The sequence below is a fragment of the Priestia sp. SIMBA_032 genome, from assembly GCF_046535215.1.
GTDB classification, from domain to species: domain Bacteria; phylum Bacillota; class Bacilli; order Bacillales; family Bacillaceae_H; genus Priestia; species Priestia aryabhattai.
The window spans coordinates 1-16,182 of sequence record NZ_JAWRXD010000029.1 but is presented as its reverse complement, the minus strand read 5'-3'; the positions used below and the strand labels follow the sequence as shown (position 1 = coordinate 16,182).

At 32.5% G+C, this 16,182-nt stretch carries 19 protein-coding genes; 13 read left to right on the top strand and 6 right to left on the bottom strand.

Features of this window, described 5'->3' with window-relative positions; translation table 11 throughout:
• Positions 1-160: 160 nt before the first annotated feature.
• The 4 genes from SB717_RS30545 to SB717_RS30530 all read left to right on the top strand — a co-directional run bounded on the left by SB717_RS30545 (position 161) and on the right by SB717_RS30530 (position 2,563).
• Positions 161-358, top strand: a complete 198-nt coding sequence (locus SB717_RS30545; protein WP_410906355.1) for a hypothetical protein — start codon at positions 161-163, stop codon at positions 356-358.
• 252 nt (positions 359-610) lie between these two features.
• Positions 611-1,405, top strand: coding sequence for a DUF2935 domain-containing protein (locus tag SB717_RS30540; protein WP_057242768.1), 795 nt, complete (start codon positions 611-613; stop codon positions 1,403-1,405).
• Between the two features lie 161 nt (positions 1,406-1,566).
• Entirely contained in the window at positions 1,567-2,073 is a 507-nt protein-coding gene (locus SB717_RS30535; protein WP_410906353.1) for a hypothetical protein, read from the top strand.
• 22 nt (positions 2,074-2,095) lie between these two features.
• Positions 2,096-2,563 (top strand): hypothetical protein, encoded by a 468-nt coding sequence (locus SB717_RS30530; protein WP_374149561.1) that lies wholly within the window; start codon positions 2,096-2,098, stop codon positions 2,561-2,563.
• Positions 2,564-2,814: 251 nt separating this feature from the next.
• Here SB717_RS30530 and SB717_RS30525 read toward each other — a convergent pair whose 3' ends face one another.
• The 3 genes from SB717_RS30525 to SB717_RS30515 all read right to left on the bottom strand — a co-directional run bounded on the left by SB717_RS30525 (position 2,815) and on the right by SB717_RS30515 (position 4,648).
• Complete coding sequence (locus SB717_RS30525; RefSeq protein ID WP_328250392.1) at positions 2,815-3,099, bottom strand: hypothetical protein; 285 nt, start codon at positions 3,097-3,099, stop codon at positions 2,815-2,817.
• A 2-nt stretch (positions 3,100-3,101) separates the two neighbouring features.
• The gene (locus SB717_RS30520; RefSeq protein WP_410906351.1) at positions 3,102-3,398 is read right to left on the bottom strand and encodes a DUF2089 family protein; all 297 of its coding nucleotides are present in this window, start codon (positions 3,396-3,398) and stop codon (positions 3,102-3,104) included.
• Positions 3,399-3,931: 533 nt separating this feature from the next.
• Positions 3,932-4,648 carry an AraC family transcriptional regulator gene (locus tag SB717_RS30515; protein ID WP_410906349.1) on the bottom strand — a complete coding sequence of 239 codons (717 nt, stop codon included), beginning with the start codon at positions 4,646-4,648 and terminating at the stop codon, positions 3,932-3,934.
• 564 nt (positions 4,649-5,212) lie between these two features.
• Here SB717_RS30515 and SB717_RS30510 point away from each other — a divergent pair.
• The 8 genes from SB717_RS30510 to SB717_RS30480 all read left to right on the top strand — a co-directional run bounded on the left by SB717_RS30510 (position 5,213) and on the right by SB717_RS30480 (position 12,190).
• On the top strand, positions 5,213-6,013 hold the full coding sequence (locus SB717_RS30510) for a COG4705 family protein (RefSeq protein ID WP_410906378.1): 801 nt from the start codon (positions 5,213-5,215) through the stop codon (positions 6,011-6,013).
• Between the two features lie 162 nt (positions 6,014-6,175).
• The gene (mreC, locus tag SB717_RS30505; protein WP_410906347.1) at positions 6,176-6,964 is read left to right on the top strand and encodes a rod shape-determining protein MreC; all 789 of its coding nucleotides are present in this window, start codon (positions 6,176-6,178) and stop codon (positions 6,962-6,964) included.
• 236 nt (positions 6,965-7,200) lie between these two features.
• Positions 7,201-7,698: a phosphatase PAP2 family protein gene (locus SB717_RS40315; protein WP_486360774.1), complete on the top strand. Its 498-nt coding sequence runs from the start codon at positions 7,201-7,203 to the stop codon at positions 7,696-7,698.
• 13 nt (positions 7,699-7,711) lie between these two features.
• The gene (locus tag SB717_RS30500; protein WP_410906345.1) at positions 7,712-8,407 is read left to right on the top strand and encodes a response regulator transcription factor; all 696 of its coding nucleotides are present in this window, start codon (positions 7,712-7,714) and stop codon (positions 8,405-8,407) included.
• A 225-nt stretch (positions 8,408-8,632) separates the two neighbouring features.
• On the top strand, positions 8,633-9,256 hold the full coding sequence (uptA, locus tag SB717_RS30495; protein ID WP_410906343.1) for an undecaprenyl phosphate transporter UptA: 624 nt from the start codon (positions 8,633-8,635) through the stop codon (positions 9,254-9,256).
• A 68-nt stretch (positions 9,257-9,324) separates the two neighbouring features.
• Entirely contained in the window at positions 9,325-10,008 is a 684-nt protein-coding gene (locus tag SB717_RS30490; protein ID WP_410906341.1) for a response regulator transcription factor, read from the top strand.
• Positions 10,009-11,427 (top strand): HAMP domain-containing sensor histidine kinase, encoded by a 1,419-nt coding sequence (locus SB717_RS30485; RefSeq protein WP_410906339.1) that lies wholly within the window; start codon positions 10,009-10,011, stop codon positions 11,425-11,427.
• Between the two features lie 94 nt (positions 11,428-11,521).
• Positions 11,522-12,190: a phosphatase PAP2 family protein gene (locus tag SB717_RS30480; protein WP_410906337.1), complete on the top strand. Its 669-nt coding sequence runs from the start codon at positions 11,522-11,524 to the stop codon at positions 12,188-12,190.
• Between the two features lie 276 nt (positions 12,191-12,466).
• On the opposite strand, the gene SB717_RS30475 is transcribed toward SB717_RS30480, so the two are convergent.
• Together SB717_RS30475 and SB717_RS30470 are read right to left on the bottom strand one after the other, a co-directional pair.
• Positions 12,467-13,321, bottom strand: coding sequence for an Rpn family recombination-promoting nuclease/putative transposase (locus tag SB717_RS30475; protein ID WP_410906335.1), 855 nt, complete (start codon positions 13,319-13,321; stop codon positions 12,467-12,469).
• Between the two features lie 854 nt (positions 13,322-14,175).
• On the bottom strand, positions 14,176-14,313 hold the full coding sequence (locus SB717_RS30470; RefSeq protein WP_406885502.1) for a hypothetical protein: 138 nt from the start codon (positions 14,311-14,313) through the stop codon (positions 14,176-14,178).
• Positions 14,314-15,102: 789 nt separating this feature from the next.
• On the opposite strand from SB717_RS30470, the gene SB717_RS30465 reads away from it, so the two are divergent.
• Entirely contained in the window at positions 15,103-15,630 is a 528-nt protein-coding gene (locus SB717_RS30465) for a peptidoglycan-binding domain-containing protein (RefSeq protein ID WP_410906333.1), read from the top strand.
• Positions 15,631-15,688: 58 nt separating this feature from the next.
• Here SB717_RS30465 and sinI read toward each other — a convergent pair whose 3' ends face one another.
• Complete coding sequence (gene sinI, locus SB717_RS30460) at positions 15,689-15,823, bottom strand: DNA-binding anti-repressor SinI (protein ID WP_410906331.1); 135 nt, start codon at positions 15,821-15,823, stop codon at positions 15,689-15,691.
• Positions 15,824-16,182 lie beyond the last annotated feature (359 nt).

Below are 16,182 nucleotides of genomic sequence, written 5' to 3'. Positions count from 1 at the left end.
CCCAAACAGCTAACACGGATGAAAGGTTACAGAGGATCTCTTTCTATAAGATCCTAGTAGAGAATTCCAAATTCTCGACCCTTGTATTTATCTATTCATAAATAGGATTACTTGTCTCATATGTTTATATAAAATCCTAGCTGAAAAAGAGGTGAAAAATGTGGAGGATATGCTGATGGTATGTAATCAACATGTGAAGGATGGGCTTGTACGCCTTGAAATTCCCCATGTAAAGAAGATTCATCACTCTGGACATACCTGTTCTTTTTGTAGTAAAAAGGCTGAAATAAAAATCTATTATTCCATCGCCCAAAAATATAGGAAAACCAATAACTCGGCCTGTTTTACGCAAAAATAACACTGCAGTACTCGATTTATATTTGTGGATCTATTACTAACATGTAGTGTTAATAATCAAAGAGGACTAATTAATATACCTTCTTTTTAGACAGCAGTTCCCTTCATTTAAATAATATATTAGATAAAAGAATACGTTGAAAAAGCTCAAGTCTGAAAAGATTTGAGCTTTTTTATGTGAGCCTAAGCATGTCCAGACATAAAGCAGAATAACTTAGAATGAAACTATTTTACAATTGTAGGGGGATTAATAATGACTAATGCATTTGTTGCACGATCTTTAGATGAAATTCGTTTTTGGTCAAGGATTATGAAGGAACATTCTTTGTTTCTTCGATTAGGGTTCAGGTGTGAGGATACACAATTAATTGACGAGGCGAATCAATTTTATCATTTATTTGAAGAAATTGAACAACGGTCTCATTCCTTTACGAATCAAACAGATCCGGAGCAAATGAAAAGATTCAATTCAGAAGTCCAACAAGCAGCCACAGGTATATTTGCTTTTAAAAGAAAAGTTTTAGGCTTAATTCTGACCTGTAAACTACCGGGTTCAAATAACTTTCCTCTTTTGGTTGATCATATTAGTAGAGAAGCCAACTATTTTAGAAAACGATTAATTGAATTAAATGAAGGGAAATTAAAGCCACTTGCTGATGCCATTATAAAGGAAAATGTCTTCTTTTTAAGGATTATGGCTGATCATGCCCAATTTATAGGTCATCTTCTTGATCCATCCGAAAGAAAACTTGTCGATATGGCGAGAAACTTCAGTCATGATTTTGATCAATTGGTTTTTCAAGCAAGAGATTTAGAGTCTATGAAACCCCAATCTCAAACGGTTCCTCTTTTAGACCAATTTCTTGATCAGAATCGTGTTTCTGTAGCTTCCCTTCGGGACTTTAAAAAAACAGCCAGAGATTTAATTGAGGAATGTAGAATTAAAAGTATTATCCATCCTCTTCTGGCTGATCATGTTTTTCGAGAGGCTGAAAGGTTCCTTCATATTATTGATATGTTTGAAAAAAGTCTTCAAGCACATAAATAATGCATTGATGTTAAATTCACACTTTGTTCCTTACGAATCTTAATGATTTACATTCAAAGGGCTTCGGATCTTAATGAAGCCGTTTGTTATTATCTTTCGAAGTTTCTTATGACCATAGCATTGCTTTTGAATGCACGGGAAATTGGGAGGAGGGTTAGCAAGTGACATCTACTTTTATAGGGATAGACCCTAATCAACAAAATGATTATCTTGATGCGATCGACGCTGCCTTAGAAAAAGGAATGGCTGCCAAAGAGGTAGCCTGCTCAATCACAACAGGCTTCCGAAGAGTTCCTTCCATGCGAGTTGCTCCAGGACTGAATACGTATCATGCTTCTGTAGCTGATATCGGCTACGGGTTTGATGCAGTACAAGGTACGATTAATCGTATCCGTCAAGGAGAATCTATTGACCTTGTAAAGGAAATGCTTGTGTTTGATCTAGACACACTGCGTATTAGTGAAAAGCAATTAAGGCCTAATTTTGAACTTGCTGTAAAAAGAGCCAACTCTGATGCCTTTTACTTAATTGAACAAAGTCGGCATCTGCATCGTCAAATCTTTGAAGCAATTAAAGAGGCAATTAGGATCGGTCGAGCTTTGCTAGGCCCTGAGTGGGAGACTATACGAGCAAAGATAGAGGAAATTCAAGCGATACCACGTCTTTAGGGGAGAGGAGGAGGATAGAAAAATGTTTCCTAACGCAGAGCTGTTAAATATGAGTGTAGATCAACAGCGATACTTATTGGACTGGTGGAATACAACGGAGTCAGCCAAATCGGTTGTAAAACGTTTGGTTTCATTAGTAAGTGAACTAAGGTTACACCCTGAATCAAGTCACGCAGATGGAATGATCCTCTTTTATAGGGCTGTTTCAGAAGTTTCATATGGCTACGCAGGTACAAGAGGATGTATACGCAGGGCGTTTAATGATGAATACAGTGAAGCTCTGAGAAAGAATATGACCATGTGCCACGGGTTTGCCCGTAAGTTTTCCGTAGATACAAAGGTTCTTCTTGAACGGGTAGCTAAGCAGATTACTGAACCAAACGCTCTAGAACTGATAACCCGTATTAGAGAGGTATTGAAAGAAAACGATGCGATGTTACATGAGATGGAGATAAAAGCTCATGCTTTCTACCAAAAGGCGAGTCACTGAAGAAATAATGAATAAAAGTTTATATTTTGAGCAAACTACTCAAGATGCAATAGAGCATTATCAACATAACATCTATATTTCAACGACTAGGAAAACTACTGTACAGGAGCAGTAGTTTTTCCGTTTTTATGTTGTATAGAATTTACAAGGTTAGTTACCATAATGTGCCTTCTAGGAATAAAAAAAGCTAAGGAGTAAATCCTTAACTCAAATTCTCTAAAGGGTTACACAATAAATGTGCCTAAAAGAAATTAAAGATTTTGTAACTCAATTCGATCTAATTCTTTTTGTCTTTTCTTTTTAAAACGTTCTCTACCCGAAATCCATGAACTTAACAATCCACATAAAGCAACTATTAGTATTACCCATGTAGAAGAATTATCATTACTATCCATTAATCTATTAAAAAAGAAGCTAATAACGCCTATATATACAAGTGGAATGATTCCACCTAAATAAGGATTCTTTCGCGTTGATAAATAATCTTGAGTAAGCAAAATAATAATGACTACTAATATTCCGACTATATGATCCATAATTAAACATCCTTTTCTGTTTTATATTTTTCAATAATGACTTTAGCAACATCCAGACTGAGCCGTTCATCAATAACAAAGCCCTTAATCATATTTACAAATTCTACATCTTCTTCCTGACTATGTACTTCAATCTTTTTTATTAAACGATCTAGTTTTGCTCTAACAGTTGGATAAGAAACATCATAGAGACTAGACATATTTTTTAGAGATCCTGAATTTAAAATAAACTTTCTAATAAATTCTAAAGACTCTTTATCTAATGCAAGGATCCATGCAGGAATTTCTTCTCTTTCCATTAAAAACCACCCCCTATATAAATAATATTAAACAAAATTTTAATATTATTCAAGTTTAAAATTAAAATATTAAAAAATATTTTAACTATGTTATAAACCTTGTTAGTCATCCTTTGTGAAAGACATATTGTATACTCTATACAAAGTTAGTTAACATAATCACAGTTCTAGGCACCAAAAAAGGTGAGAAGGTATTTTGAATTTAACAAAATACCTTCTCACCTTTTTTTCTTACTTAACAAAACAACGATCCATATTAAAGCAATCGTATTGATTAATTCCAATAGAGGACCAATTCTCGCTAAAAATAAACTGATAATATTCCATAACATTTACTTTTCACAACCTTTTAATCCTGGCTTGATTTGTAACACTTTAAATGTATATATCGACTTTTCCCTATGAATACTATATACAACAGCAGTTAACATAATACCTCTTACAGGAACCAAAAAAACCTTTTATCAAGGGGGGCAGCTTATAACATGTAGAAAAATTAACAATTTTCTATAAAAAAGATCATAATCAAAGCGCTAAACTTTGTTTATAGTCTCAATAATTTTTAAATATTGCATATCTCCTAGACCATACTGAGGAAATGACTGAAATAAATTTTCTAGCAATTCATTTTGTGATCGATCTTCACTTTCCCTTATATAAGCTACGATTTCATTATCGACCTTTATGTATTCCATGTATAATCTAATTCCTTGAAACATGCGAGGTATTACTTTTATATTAGGAAATTGATGATCTATCAATACTTGTTGATAAACCTTATTATAACTGCTTAAAAATATTTCAGTTGTTTCAATCTCATAAGTCGTTTCATTAACCATATTAAAAAATACTTTTCCTTTATACGTCACTTGTTCTAAATATGCTAGTACCGTTAGCATATTTATTTGACAAAACATATCATCACCAAACCATAAGACGATACATTTATACTCTTTTTCAAACAGTGGTTTCAAAGGTGTCATAGTGAGATTTTTGTATTCTTGTATAGATACCTTATGTCCTAAAGCCCTTAAATTTATAAATTCGTCACTGAATATTGCAACACTTGTCTCATGTGAGCACATAGCTTCGTTAAAAGGAATATACTCACCTTTTTCCAATAATTTATTTGTTTGAAACACCTCATACATTACCTGTCCATTTAAAATATTTAATATTTTGAAACCAAATTGATTATTCATTTTATTATAAAAATCCTTAATCTTCGACTTGTAGGAAAGATCTATCATAACACTCCTCCTCTTAACACTTACATTTCATTCTACATCATTCATACAAAATAATGGGTTTTAATTACAAAAATGAAAGTATGCAATAAAAAGGACTAAAAAACTACAATTTTATTTTAAATCTATATAGGATACAAAAATCTAGTTAAGTTGGGTAAGTTAGGGGCATCACTGCTCCTTCCTCCCCTAGGATCCGTGCGAGTCCCTTTCAAGGCTCATCGGCTCAAGTCTCCCATCGCAGGTCCATTTGCTGTCGTATCTTCATTACACACCATAATGTAATTTAGCGGAAGTGATATGTTTAAAGAAACCTACTTTATTAACAAACATTCCTACTTTGTCCTAATTGAATCCCTAAAATCTAACAATCATTTTAGAATCCTTACATAATATATTTTTTATGAAATTCTCATTTTATTCTCATCTTAATTTCATCCCAGTCTATTAAATTAAATTTATGCAACACATTAAAACAAAAAAGGAAAAATAAGAGTAAACACTAGAAAGATAGGGGAGGCGTTATAAATGGCGTTCGATTCAGAGGTGGAAAATAATGATGTAAATATGACCCAAGTGGAAAACACTTCGAATTCTAATTCTCTAACAAAGAGAATACTGAATAAGGTACCTGAAGTGACAATTTTCTTTTGGATTATTAAAATTATGGCAACTACGGTTGGAGAAACAGCTGCTGATTTTTTGAATGAAAATTTACATCTAGGATTAACGAATACAACCTATATCATGGGTATACTGCTTGCTATCGTGTTATTTTTACAATTTAAGGCGAAAAAATATGTACCTAGTATCTATTGGCTAACGGTCTTATTAATTAGCGTTGTGGGTACTCTTGTTACGGATAACCTAACTGATCATTTTGGAGTGCCTCTTGAGGTTAGCAATATTGTTTTTGCTCTCTTACTGTCCATTACATTTTTTGTATGGTATGCAAATGAAAAAACACTATCTATTCACTCTATTTTCACACGCAAGCGAGAAGCTTTTTATTGGTTAGCGATTCTTTTTACGTTTGCGCTAGGTACTGCAGCAGGAGACTTTATAGCAGAAAGTCTTCACTTGGGTTATTGGAAGTCAGCCTTAATGTTTGCTGTATTAATTGGCATTGTAACAATTGCTTACTATCGCTTTAAGCTTAATGCTGTCCTTTCTTTTTGGATTGCTTATATCTTAACTCGTCCTTTAGGAGCCTCTGTAGGAGACTATCTGTCACAACCTCATCATGCTGGTGGACTTGGATTAGGAACAATGGGAACAAGTGCAATATTTCTTTTAGTAATCTTAAGCTTGGTTATTTATCTAACTAAAACGAAAAAGGATCAAATGCCCTTTGTCCATGAAAAATAATGGTGAATATCTTTATGAAAAATTTTAGAAGTATCCATATATACCACTCTTTAACCTTATAAAGAGTGGTATACGTGTGTTTCATTAAAGTAAATTAATAATTTTTTAAGAAATAGTTAGTAACATTATAAATAGCATGACTAATGGTAGGAAGGTGTAGATTTGATACGTTTTCAAAAAAAGAGAAAAAGATACAGATATGTTTTAGTAGGAGGAATTCTTACTGTAGGATCATTCATTTTTATTGGGACCTTATACAAAGATAGCTTGCCTTTTTTAGACAAGGTTTCTTGGAGTGAATCTCAACAATTGAGTCAGTTATTTGCAACTTACAAAGAGAACGCTACACTAAAGAATGAACTAGCCACTGAAAGTCAGGCTGAAGCGAATGTTTATAAGCTAAAACATGAAAATAAAGAACTAACAGAACTTTTAAACGTCCAAAATGGAATGAAAGCTTATAATCCTATATCTGCTACTGTAATTGATCGTTCAATAAGTAATTGGGATAATGAGTTAATTATTGATAAGGGAGCTAAGCAAGGGATAAAAGTAGATATGAATGTGCTTAATGCAAATGGAGTTATTGGCAAAGTAGCTAAAGTCTTTTCATCAACTTCTTTGGTTGAACTAATTAGCTCAAATCTTAGGACAAATCGTATGGCCGTAATTCTAAAGGATAAAAAAGACGTGAATGGAACACTAGAAAGCTATGATGAAAAGAAGGGTAATTTAATTGTTAGAAAAATCCCTAGTGAGGCTGAGGTCAATGTAGGGGATAAAGTTCAAACTTCTCCCATCAGTTCCATATTCCAAGGTGGATTGGCTTTAGGAAAAGTGATTAAGGTACAACCTGATGAATATGGATTAACACAATTGGCTGTTGTAAAACCCTCATCCACCTTTAATGATATTAGCGAAGTAATGGTGATTAAAGCAAAAGAACAATAGATAAAAAGTGAGACACCACATTCTGATTTCTGAAAATTTATATTCAAGGGATTGTATCATATGAATTTTAAAATCCAATTTTTAGTGGCCTTTATTTTTAGTTTATATTTAATCATTTTTGTGGACATGATTTTCATTTTAATTAGTGGGGAAACATTTATTCATATTAATAGCATCATTTTATCTTATATTCAATATCTGAAATTTCCTATATTTAAAAGAACAATGAAAGTTTTATGTTTCTAGGGTCCACACCTTTTATTATAACGCTTTCTTTTGGAAGCCTATTTCTCTTCTATAAAATATTCAAATATAGGACTGAACTTATTTTGTTTTTTTTGATTATCAGTGGATCTTTCATACTTAATAAGATACAAAAAATGTTTTACTCTATTGGTCGTCCAGATTTACATTACTTAATTAAAGTCAGTGGTTATAGCCTTCAACATGAAGGGGAACATACAGTAAGTCTAATCGTTGTATACGAAATACTAGTATTTCAATTATGGGGTCCTATTTTTAGACTATGGGAACGTTTTCTCTTAGTGTGTATCGCTTCTATCATCATCTTGGGCATTGGAATAAGTCGAATTTATTTTAGATTAAATTATCCCAGTAATATTATAGATTCCTATTTTACGATGGGGTGCTGGCTTGTAGTAGCTATATCCTTCTATTGGCGATGGAAAGAACGACAGGTAAAGCAGAAAGTTATAAATAAATGTAGAGCTTAAAGAGAGGGATAATATGACAGAACGTATTTTGATTGTAGAAGATGAAGTGGAGATAGGAACTATATTGAAAATGGAGCTTGAACACGAAGGTTACCAAGTGGAAATTGAGGATAATGGAAAAGACGGTCTTGAGACAGCTTTACTGAAGACTTTTGATTTAATTTTACTCGATATTATGTTACCTAAAATGAGTGGTATTGAAGTCTTGCGTAAATTAAGAAAGAAAGAAAGTTATGTGCCTATTATTCTTTTAACAGCTCGTAATTCAACCATAGAGAAGGTAATGGGATTAGATCATGGAGCAAATGATTATATAACTAAGCCTTTTAAAACGGAAGAATTACTAGCTCGAATACGCTCTTTACTACGTTATACGCATCTTGCTACTAGAGAAAAGGCAGAAAAAGACTCGCTATTATTAATTAAAGACGTAGTAATTAATACTGATTCAAGAGAAGTAACTAGAGCTGGACAACAGATCTGCTTGACGCCTAAGGAATATAATTTATTGATTTATTTAATCCTTCATAAAAATAAAACAGTTACGCGTGAAGGAATCTTACTGAATGTATGGGGGTATGAATACGAAGGAGATACAAATGTACTTGATGTTTATATAAGTTATTTAAGAAAAAAGATTGAAGAAGGATTTAGCTCATCCCTCATTGAGACTATTCGAGGTATAGGTTACACAATTAAAGAAAATTAAACGAATAAACACTAGACCTTACTTCTGAACATTGAATTTAATAATAAAAACATGCACAGTGAATAATGATTTTTGATGTTAAATAACCTATAGAAATTTCGAGAGCAAGTTTATATGGTCCATTAAGGAGATTAAGAGATAACTTTATTTATTCTTAATCTCTTTTTCATGTAAATCTAATTTTCAATTGATAAATTAAAGGAAAGCTTTTAAGGAAGGACGAAAATGATGAAAACATTTATTGCAGCTGCATTTGCATACCTTGCAAAACTGGGATATATCGGTATAGCTTCAGCATTAATGATAGAAGTAATTCCTAGTGAAGTCGTATTATCCTATGCAGGGTTTCTAGTCTCTCAGGGCAAAATGAACCTCATAGGAGCAGTAATTGCTGGAACAATCGGAGGCGTGATCGCCCAGATATTCTTATATATATTAGGTTCATATGGGGGAAGGCCTTTATTATTGAGATACGGAAAATTCCTTTTAATAAGTTCCAAACACCTTGAAAAATCTGAAATATGGTTTAACCATTATGGAGCAGGAGTGGTGTTTTTTGCTCGCTTTATCCCTGTTATTCGACATGCTATTTCAATTCCTGCAGGAATTACAAAAATGGCCTTCACTCGTTTTACTTTATATACGATCGCTGCCATCGTCCCTTGGAGTATTTTATTCATTTTCCTTGGAAAAACTTTAGGAAGCAATTGGAAGCAAATTAATCAAATCTCTGGATCATATGTAAAAATGGCTTTATTACTTTCAATTATAGCTTTTGGCCTTTATTTTATTCGTAAAACTATTCATAAAAATAAAGCAAAGTCCAAATATGAAGAATTAAAAAAGTAAGAGAACAAAAGCTCAATTCATACAAATTTCTATATTCTTTTATTTTTAGATAAAGGAGAATATTTTATATGCAAAAGGTGCTAATTATAGAGGATGAAGAAGGATTAGTAGAATTCTTAGAATTAGAACTTAAATATGAAGGATACTCAGTTGATGTAGCTTATGATGGGCGTAATGGTTTAGATAAAGCAACCAAACAGAATTACGACATTATCCTACTTGATTTAATGATGCCTGGATTGAATGGAATCGAAGTATGTAGAAGGCTAAGGACAACTAAGGATACCCCTGTTATTATGCTCACAGCTAAGGATAGTGTCATGGATAGGGTAATGGGGCTTGATAATGGAGCTGACGATTATTTGTCTAAACCATTCGCGATTGAGGAATTATTTGCAAGAATGCGAGTCATTTTTAGGCGCCAAGAGAACAACAAGATACTGGATCAAAAACGACTATCAACATTTAAAGATATTGAGCTTGATTTAGAATCAAGAACAGTGATAAAAGACAAAAAGCTGATTGAACTAACGAATAAAGAGTTTGAACTTCTGACCATTTTCATGCGTAACATTAATAAAGTACTGACGAGAGATATGCTTTTAGAACAAGTTTGGGGGTACGATTCAGTTGTTGAAACGAACGTTGTAGATGTATATGTTAGATATTTAAGAAACAAATTAAATGTAGAGGAAAAAGAATTATATATTCAAACCATTAGAGGGGTTGGATACGTGATGCGTGATGTTTAAATGAGAAGATGGATAAAATATATAAAAGATTTACCTATAAGGTGGAAGATAACTTTATGGTCTTCCATGTTTTTATTTTTTCTTTTTCTCTCCTATAACATCTTTCAATATATTGTGATTGATAATGGTATTTTAAATTATGAGAAACAAAATGGCATTCATCAGTTGAAGGAGGTACTCGCTTTTATTCAATCGGATGATGAACCTTTATCTTTAAAACAAATTGAAAAAAGTGAAGGATACTTATCAAAAATTAATGAGAAAAACCAGTTAATCCGTATTCTCGATGTAAAAGGTAACGTCATAACGAGTACCTCAAATAATGTTTCACCAAAATGGCAGCAACCGAAAGCAGTGAAGTATAAAGAGTATAAAGTAATTCGAAAGCACGATGACCGTCTACTTGTTCTTCGTTCTCCTATCGTCACTGACAAGTTCACTGGTACTGTTGAGATCATTAGAAATATGGAAATGTCTGATGCTTTTATGGAGAAAGTGTTTTTATTAATGATCGCTGCAGGAATAGGCTCTCTTGTCTTGAGTATTTTAGGAGGAACCATTCTCTCAAAGAAAATATTATCCAATATTCAAGCGTTAACACTAACTATGAAAAAAATAAAAATAAATGGTCTCGAGGAACGAGTTCCGGTTAATGAAAAAAATGATGAGTTTGCCCAGTTAGGCAGTTTATTTAATGAGTTAATGGATAGTCTTGAAGACTCCTTTGTACAACAAAAACAATTTGTAGAGGATGCTTCACATGAGTTAAGAACTCCTTTAGCCATTATTCAAGGGCATTTGACATTGTTAAATCGTTGGGGGAAAAATGATGCGGCTATACTAGATAAATCCCTGAAATCCAGCTTGAAAGAAGTAGAGCGTTTAACGAATCTGGTACAAGAATTATTAGAGTTATCTCGTGCTGAAAATACCCTGATAAATTCTGTGGACGTTGCACCTATTAATGTACTGGAGACTGTACAGCATGTTGTAAGGAATTTTGAAGTATTGCATAGCAATTATGGATTTAGAATAGACAATTTACATGAAAATCTTTATGTCAATATTTCTTCACGACATCTAGAGCAGATATTAATCATTTTGCTAGATAATGCAGTCAAATATTCCACAAGAGAAGAGAAAGAAGTAATAATAGACTGTTCTCTAATCAATGAAAAGGTATCCCTCAAAGTAATGGATAAAGGAATCGGAATTCCAGAAGAAGATATTCCCTATATTTTAAATAGATTCTATCGAGTTGATAAGGCAAGAAGCAGAAAGCAAGGAGGGCTTGGCTTAGGACTAGCTATAGCCAAACGATGGGTTGAAAAGTACAACGGTACTATCAACATTGAGAGTAAAGAAGGAGAGGGAACAAACGTAACACTCGTTTTCCCTTTATTTAAAGACTCTATATAAATACGACAAAAAAGTAGCAAAAACTGCGGTCAATATAAAAAGAGTTTTTATTACATTTCATAAATGTTAGCTTGTTAAAAGACGTACATTAGAGGTGTCTAGTAATATGAAGTTAAAATCTCAATTTACACTTGCTTTTATGTTAAGTGTATTGTGCCTTATTTGTTTTAGTGGGGTGGCTATTTTAATTAGTGGATCAAAGATTGTTGCATTTGACCATGATGTTATATCGTTTATTCAAGGGTTCGAATCGCCTCTGTTAACGACTATCATGAAGTTTTTTACTTTCATTGGTTCTACACCAGCCGTTGCAGTAATTTCTCTTTTTAGTTTGTTTTTTCTTTATAAAGTATTAAAACATCGAACAGAGCTTATTTTATTTATTGCCATTATTATAGGTTCTCCAATTCTTAATGGGCTATTAAAACTGCTTTTTCATCGTGCACGTCCTAATTTCCATCGACTAATCGACATAAATGGTTATAGTTTTCCAAGTGGACATGCCATGAGTGCATTTGCCATTTACGGCATTCTCTCATTCTTACTATGGCGTCACATTCCTACTCGTTGGGGCCGTACATGCTTACTATCTATTAGTACTGTAATGATCTTGGCAATAGGGGTGAGTCGAATTTATTTAGGCGTTCATTATCCTAGTGATGTTATTGGAGGATATTTTGCTAGTGGTTGCTGGCTAGCTATTGCTATTTGGTTCTATCAACGCTATCAGGAGAAGAAATTTGAGCAAAGAAGACCTAATTAAAGTATAGAATGACTACAATTATGTATTAATAAAGAAATAGCCATATAGGCTAAGGGTGCAAGTAGCTGGGAGAGTAAATCATCAAAAGTACTGATATTGACAGGCGGCGATTTTAAAATCAGCACAAATATAGTTCAGTACATATTCGTTTATTTTCTGAGCAAGCTATAAAAAACGCTGTGGAGCTTCGATTTGGTAATCCTCACTGTTTCGAATTGACAACATATAAAAAAAGAGCATTGTAGTGATACCGATGCTCTTTCTTTTTAATTCTACTTATTGACGACGAAGTTCTTGTATTTCTTCTTTTGTAAGTCCTGTTAATTCTATAATAGTCTCTTCATCTATTCCTTTTTGAATCATTCCTAAAGCTACCTTTATAATCCCTTTTTTTTCAGCCCTTTTTAATGCAGACTTTTCGTCTAATAACGCTTTTCTTCGAGCTTCATATGCTAATATCACTTCAGGATCCTGACTTACACGTTCCCATTCATCCATCGCTTTTTTTAATACTTGATCTTCTTGCATCGCAATCTCCTCCAATACCTGAGTGATTTCTTCATCTTCAGATGCTTCAAGTAATAATAACCATCGCACAAGTTTATCCTCTCGTGGATCTACCTCTTTATTTCGCCATTTAATTAATAGCTTAGGTAGCTCCATAAAATGGATTTCCAACATATCTGTTAAGAGTAATTTCTGTTCTCGCTCATATAATTGAAAAGTGGAGTGATAATCATGAATATGCGATAAGTAACGGAAGTTTACAATATTAATGGTAATGGTTTTACAAAGCTCACCGTAATCCATGCCTTCTTTCATTTGGCTACTATACATTTTGGACCAATAATAGAGTGTTCGTTTTTCCATGTCATGTTTATTATTAAGTTGAATTTCAATATTTACACGGCTTCCATCCTCAAGTTGCGCATGTACATCTAAGATAGAACGCTTATCTTCTTGATTTTCTTTATTAAAATGGGGATCCAGTAACTGAACCTTATAAATTTTTTTCTCATTTGGAAAACGGAGAGCAGCATTTAAAAAGGCAGCTAAAATGGATTCATTTCCATGGGTGCCAAAAAGAGACTTGAAAGCAAAATCAACACGTAAATCTAATCTTTTTGTCATAACGTCCTCCGTTATTTCATCTTCTTTCTTCTTATTATATCATGAGCGTTCTCTTATTCCTATGCAATGCATTTTACTACTGTCAGTCTAATTTGACTGTTGCAGGACTAGGCTACAAAAAAGCTATTATTCTTACTTACATTGAATCATTTACAATTTGTGTCAGATATCACCTAATTATTAAGAATAACTTAATGATGAAAAACGTTGTATTTGTCGTCATCAAGAGTAAATTGTAAAATTATTAATATACACTAAATACTTTAATTTTTACACAACAAAACAAATAAGTATTTGTTATTAAATAATAAAGAAAGAGATTTTATTTAAATAATAATCCCCCTATAAAACTCTACCTCTATCTATTAAATACATCTTTTATAAGTTTAAGAGCTACTTAAAGATAGGTATTAATTTTATACCTGTCTTTTTTCTTGCAAAGAAATCCGTCTTTACGATCTTAAATAGTAAAGTATTTTAAAGGGAAAAGGATGATTGTTGTGGAATGAAAAGAAAACCGGTTGCACAAAGATAGGAGAGATAAAAGACATGAAATCTACATTTAATGAACTCTTGTCAATGAAAAATCTACGTGACGTCCAAAAAACAGAAATTTTGATGCAGATGGAACAAGCTTCAAAGAATAAAGATAAAGAAACTCTCTTACGATTAAGTAAACAGCTCCGAAATATTACATAGAATGTCCTATGTAATAAAATTAATCTACTAACAGGAAGCCTTTACATGAGAACAATAATAAGCGACTTATCTATCCTAATTCGAACAGTAAGGTCGCTTATCCTATTTTTTTATTCATATAGTTAGCCTTTCACTTTACAATATGTGTACGTTCATTATGTTAGATGTTCATCTTCTAACTGAATTAAACCTTTATCCTGAGATTGATTAAATAAATAAGTAAGGTATGAATGTAGTTCGAATCGGTCTTCGTCAATAAAATCAGAAAACACCTGTTTATATTCTTTCAACATTTTTTCCTCCTTTATTTATGTTTCTTATCTCTATCATTCCCCATCTAGTAATCTCTTATACATACAAATTAATAATATACTTATTGATTGTATTAACTTGTATGTATGAAGTTGTATGTAACACAACACAGAGTTAAGAAAAGTTCGTTCATTCTTTTTGTATGGGCCCCACCTACGCCAAATACAATGATAGCCACGCATGCTATCCACCTAACCTCAGTATAACAGAAATCGCTTACATAACAAATTATTATATATATAATTCTATAATGTAATTAAATTACTAGATAAAAACTTTTTGTAATATGTCTTTTTTATTTCTATAATAGGGCTTTATCAGTAGGGATAAAACAAAATATCTGGGTGATTACAGGGGACAATAGTCAAGCTAGATATTAAAAGCGATACTATACATGTCTTAAATATCGGATCAGAGCATAGAAATTTATTCATATAATCTATTTCTATCATTTAATAGAGAAATGGAGGGATGTTTGTCAGAAATCGAGAAAATATTTTTGTATTTTCCTAAAAAAACATTGTAATATAAATGTAATAATTGTAATATTAATGTTGTGAATGTTACATATATTTCTTCAATAACCTTTTTAATGAAGAATGTACTATAATTGGGTAACTCTTATAAAGGCAGGCTAACTATTTGATTATACATATGAAGGGAATTTTGTTGCATTTCATTGCTCTTGTTTCACGTTCTAGAGTAATAGCTTCTTTAGAACATTAGCAAAATTAATAGCTTTTATAATTAAAAACGGAGGTTAGTTTACTATGAAGAAAAAATTATTAATCGTTATTCCAGCAGTCGCACTTGCAGCAACATCTTTAGGAATTGGAACACCTATCACCCATGCAGCATCAAAAGATACCAATATTCAAAAAATCGTAGCAAAATCCGAGTCGCGTCCAACGCTTCGTAAAGGTTCTCGTTCTGCTTATGTAAGAGACTTACAGCAAAGTCTTAAAGATGCTAAATACGTTATATCTGTTGACGGGACCTTTGGTACTCAAACTCAAAATGTAGTAAGAGAGTTCCAAGTTGATCATAACCTGTATTCAGATGGGATTGTGGGTCCGGCGACATGGGCAGCTTTAGACCAAAACAAAATAGATAGAAAACAGTTCACATATGCTCAAGCAGATCAGTTAGCTACAAACATATTAGGCGATCATTTCTTATTTGCTAGTGATCAGATATTGCGCCAAGACATTGATGGTTCATTGTATTATCAGCTATATACAAAGAACACGGGTGTCACCTATAAGGTCTTTAAAAAGTTCATAGAACCAGTAAAATAAATTATTCGTGCATTTTAATCGCCATAACTACCACTATAAGACCCAAAAAGATCCTGAATCATTTAGAAACAGGATCTTTTTGGGTTGAATATATAAATTCTTTTACTTCCACGATTGAGAGACCTAATTGATAAGCTTCCTTCATAAGACTTATCCATTCCTGATTAAGCTTACCATCTTCTTCTTTTAACACTCGCAATTCCTCCAACTTTCCTAATCAGAATTCATTAAACTCTAACATTTAATAACAAGACATCAGGTACTAATACTATTTATTCAACATATTTCTTCTAATTTCCTGTAATATAAGTCTTTTTATATAATTAATTAGGATTAAATGTAGAAGAAAGTAAATTTAAGGAATTGTTGTTGAAACTTTGAACAAACTATTCAAGATGTAAAAAACATCGAGACTAACTTCTAATTATGTCACAGAAAAAACTACCTCTCCTGAACTGAACCCAAAAAGTTAGACCCTTTATCTAAGCAGCGAATGAGGATTGAATTCTGTATTCTACAGGGGTCAATCCTTTTAATTTTACTTTTATTCGT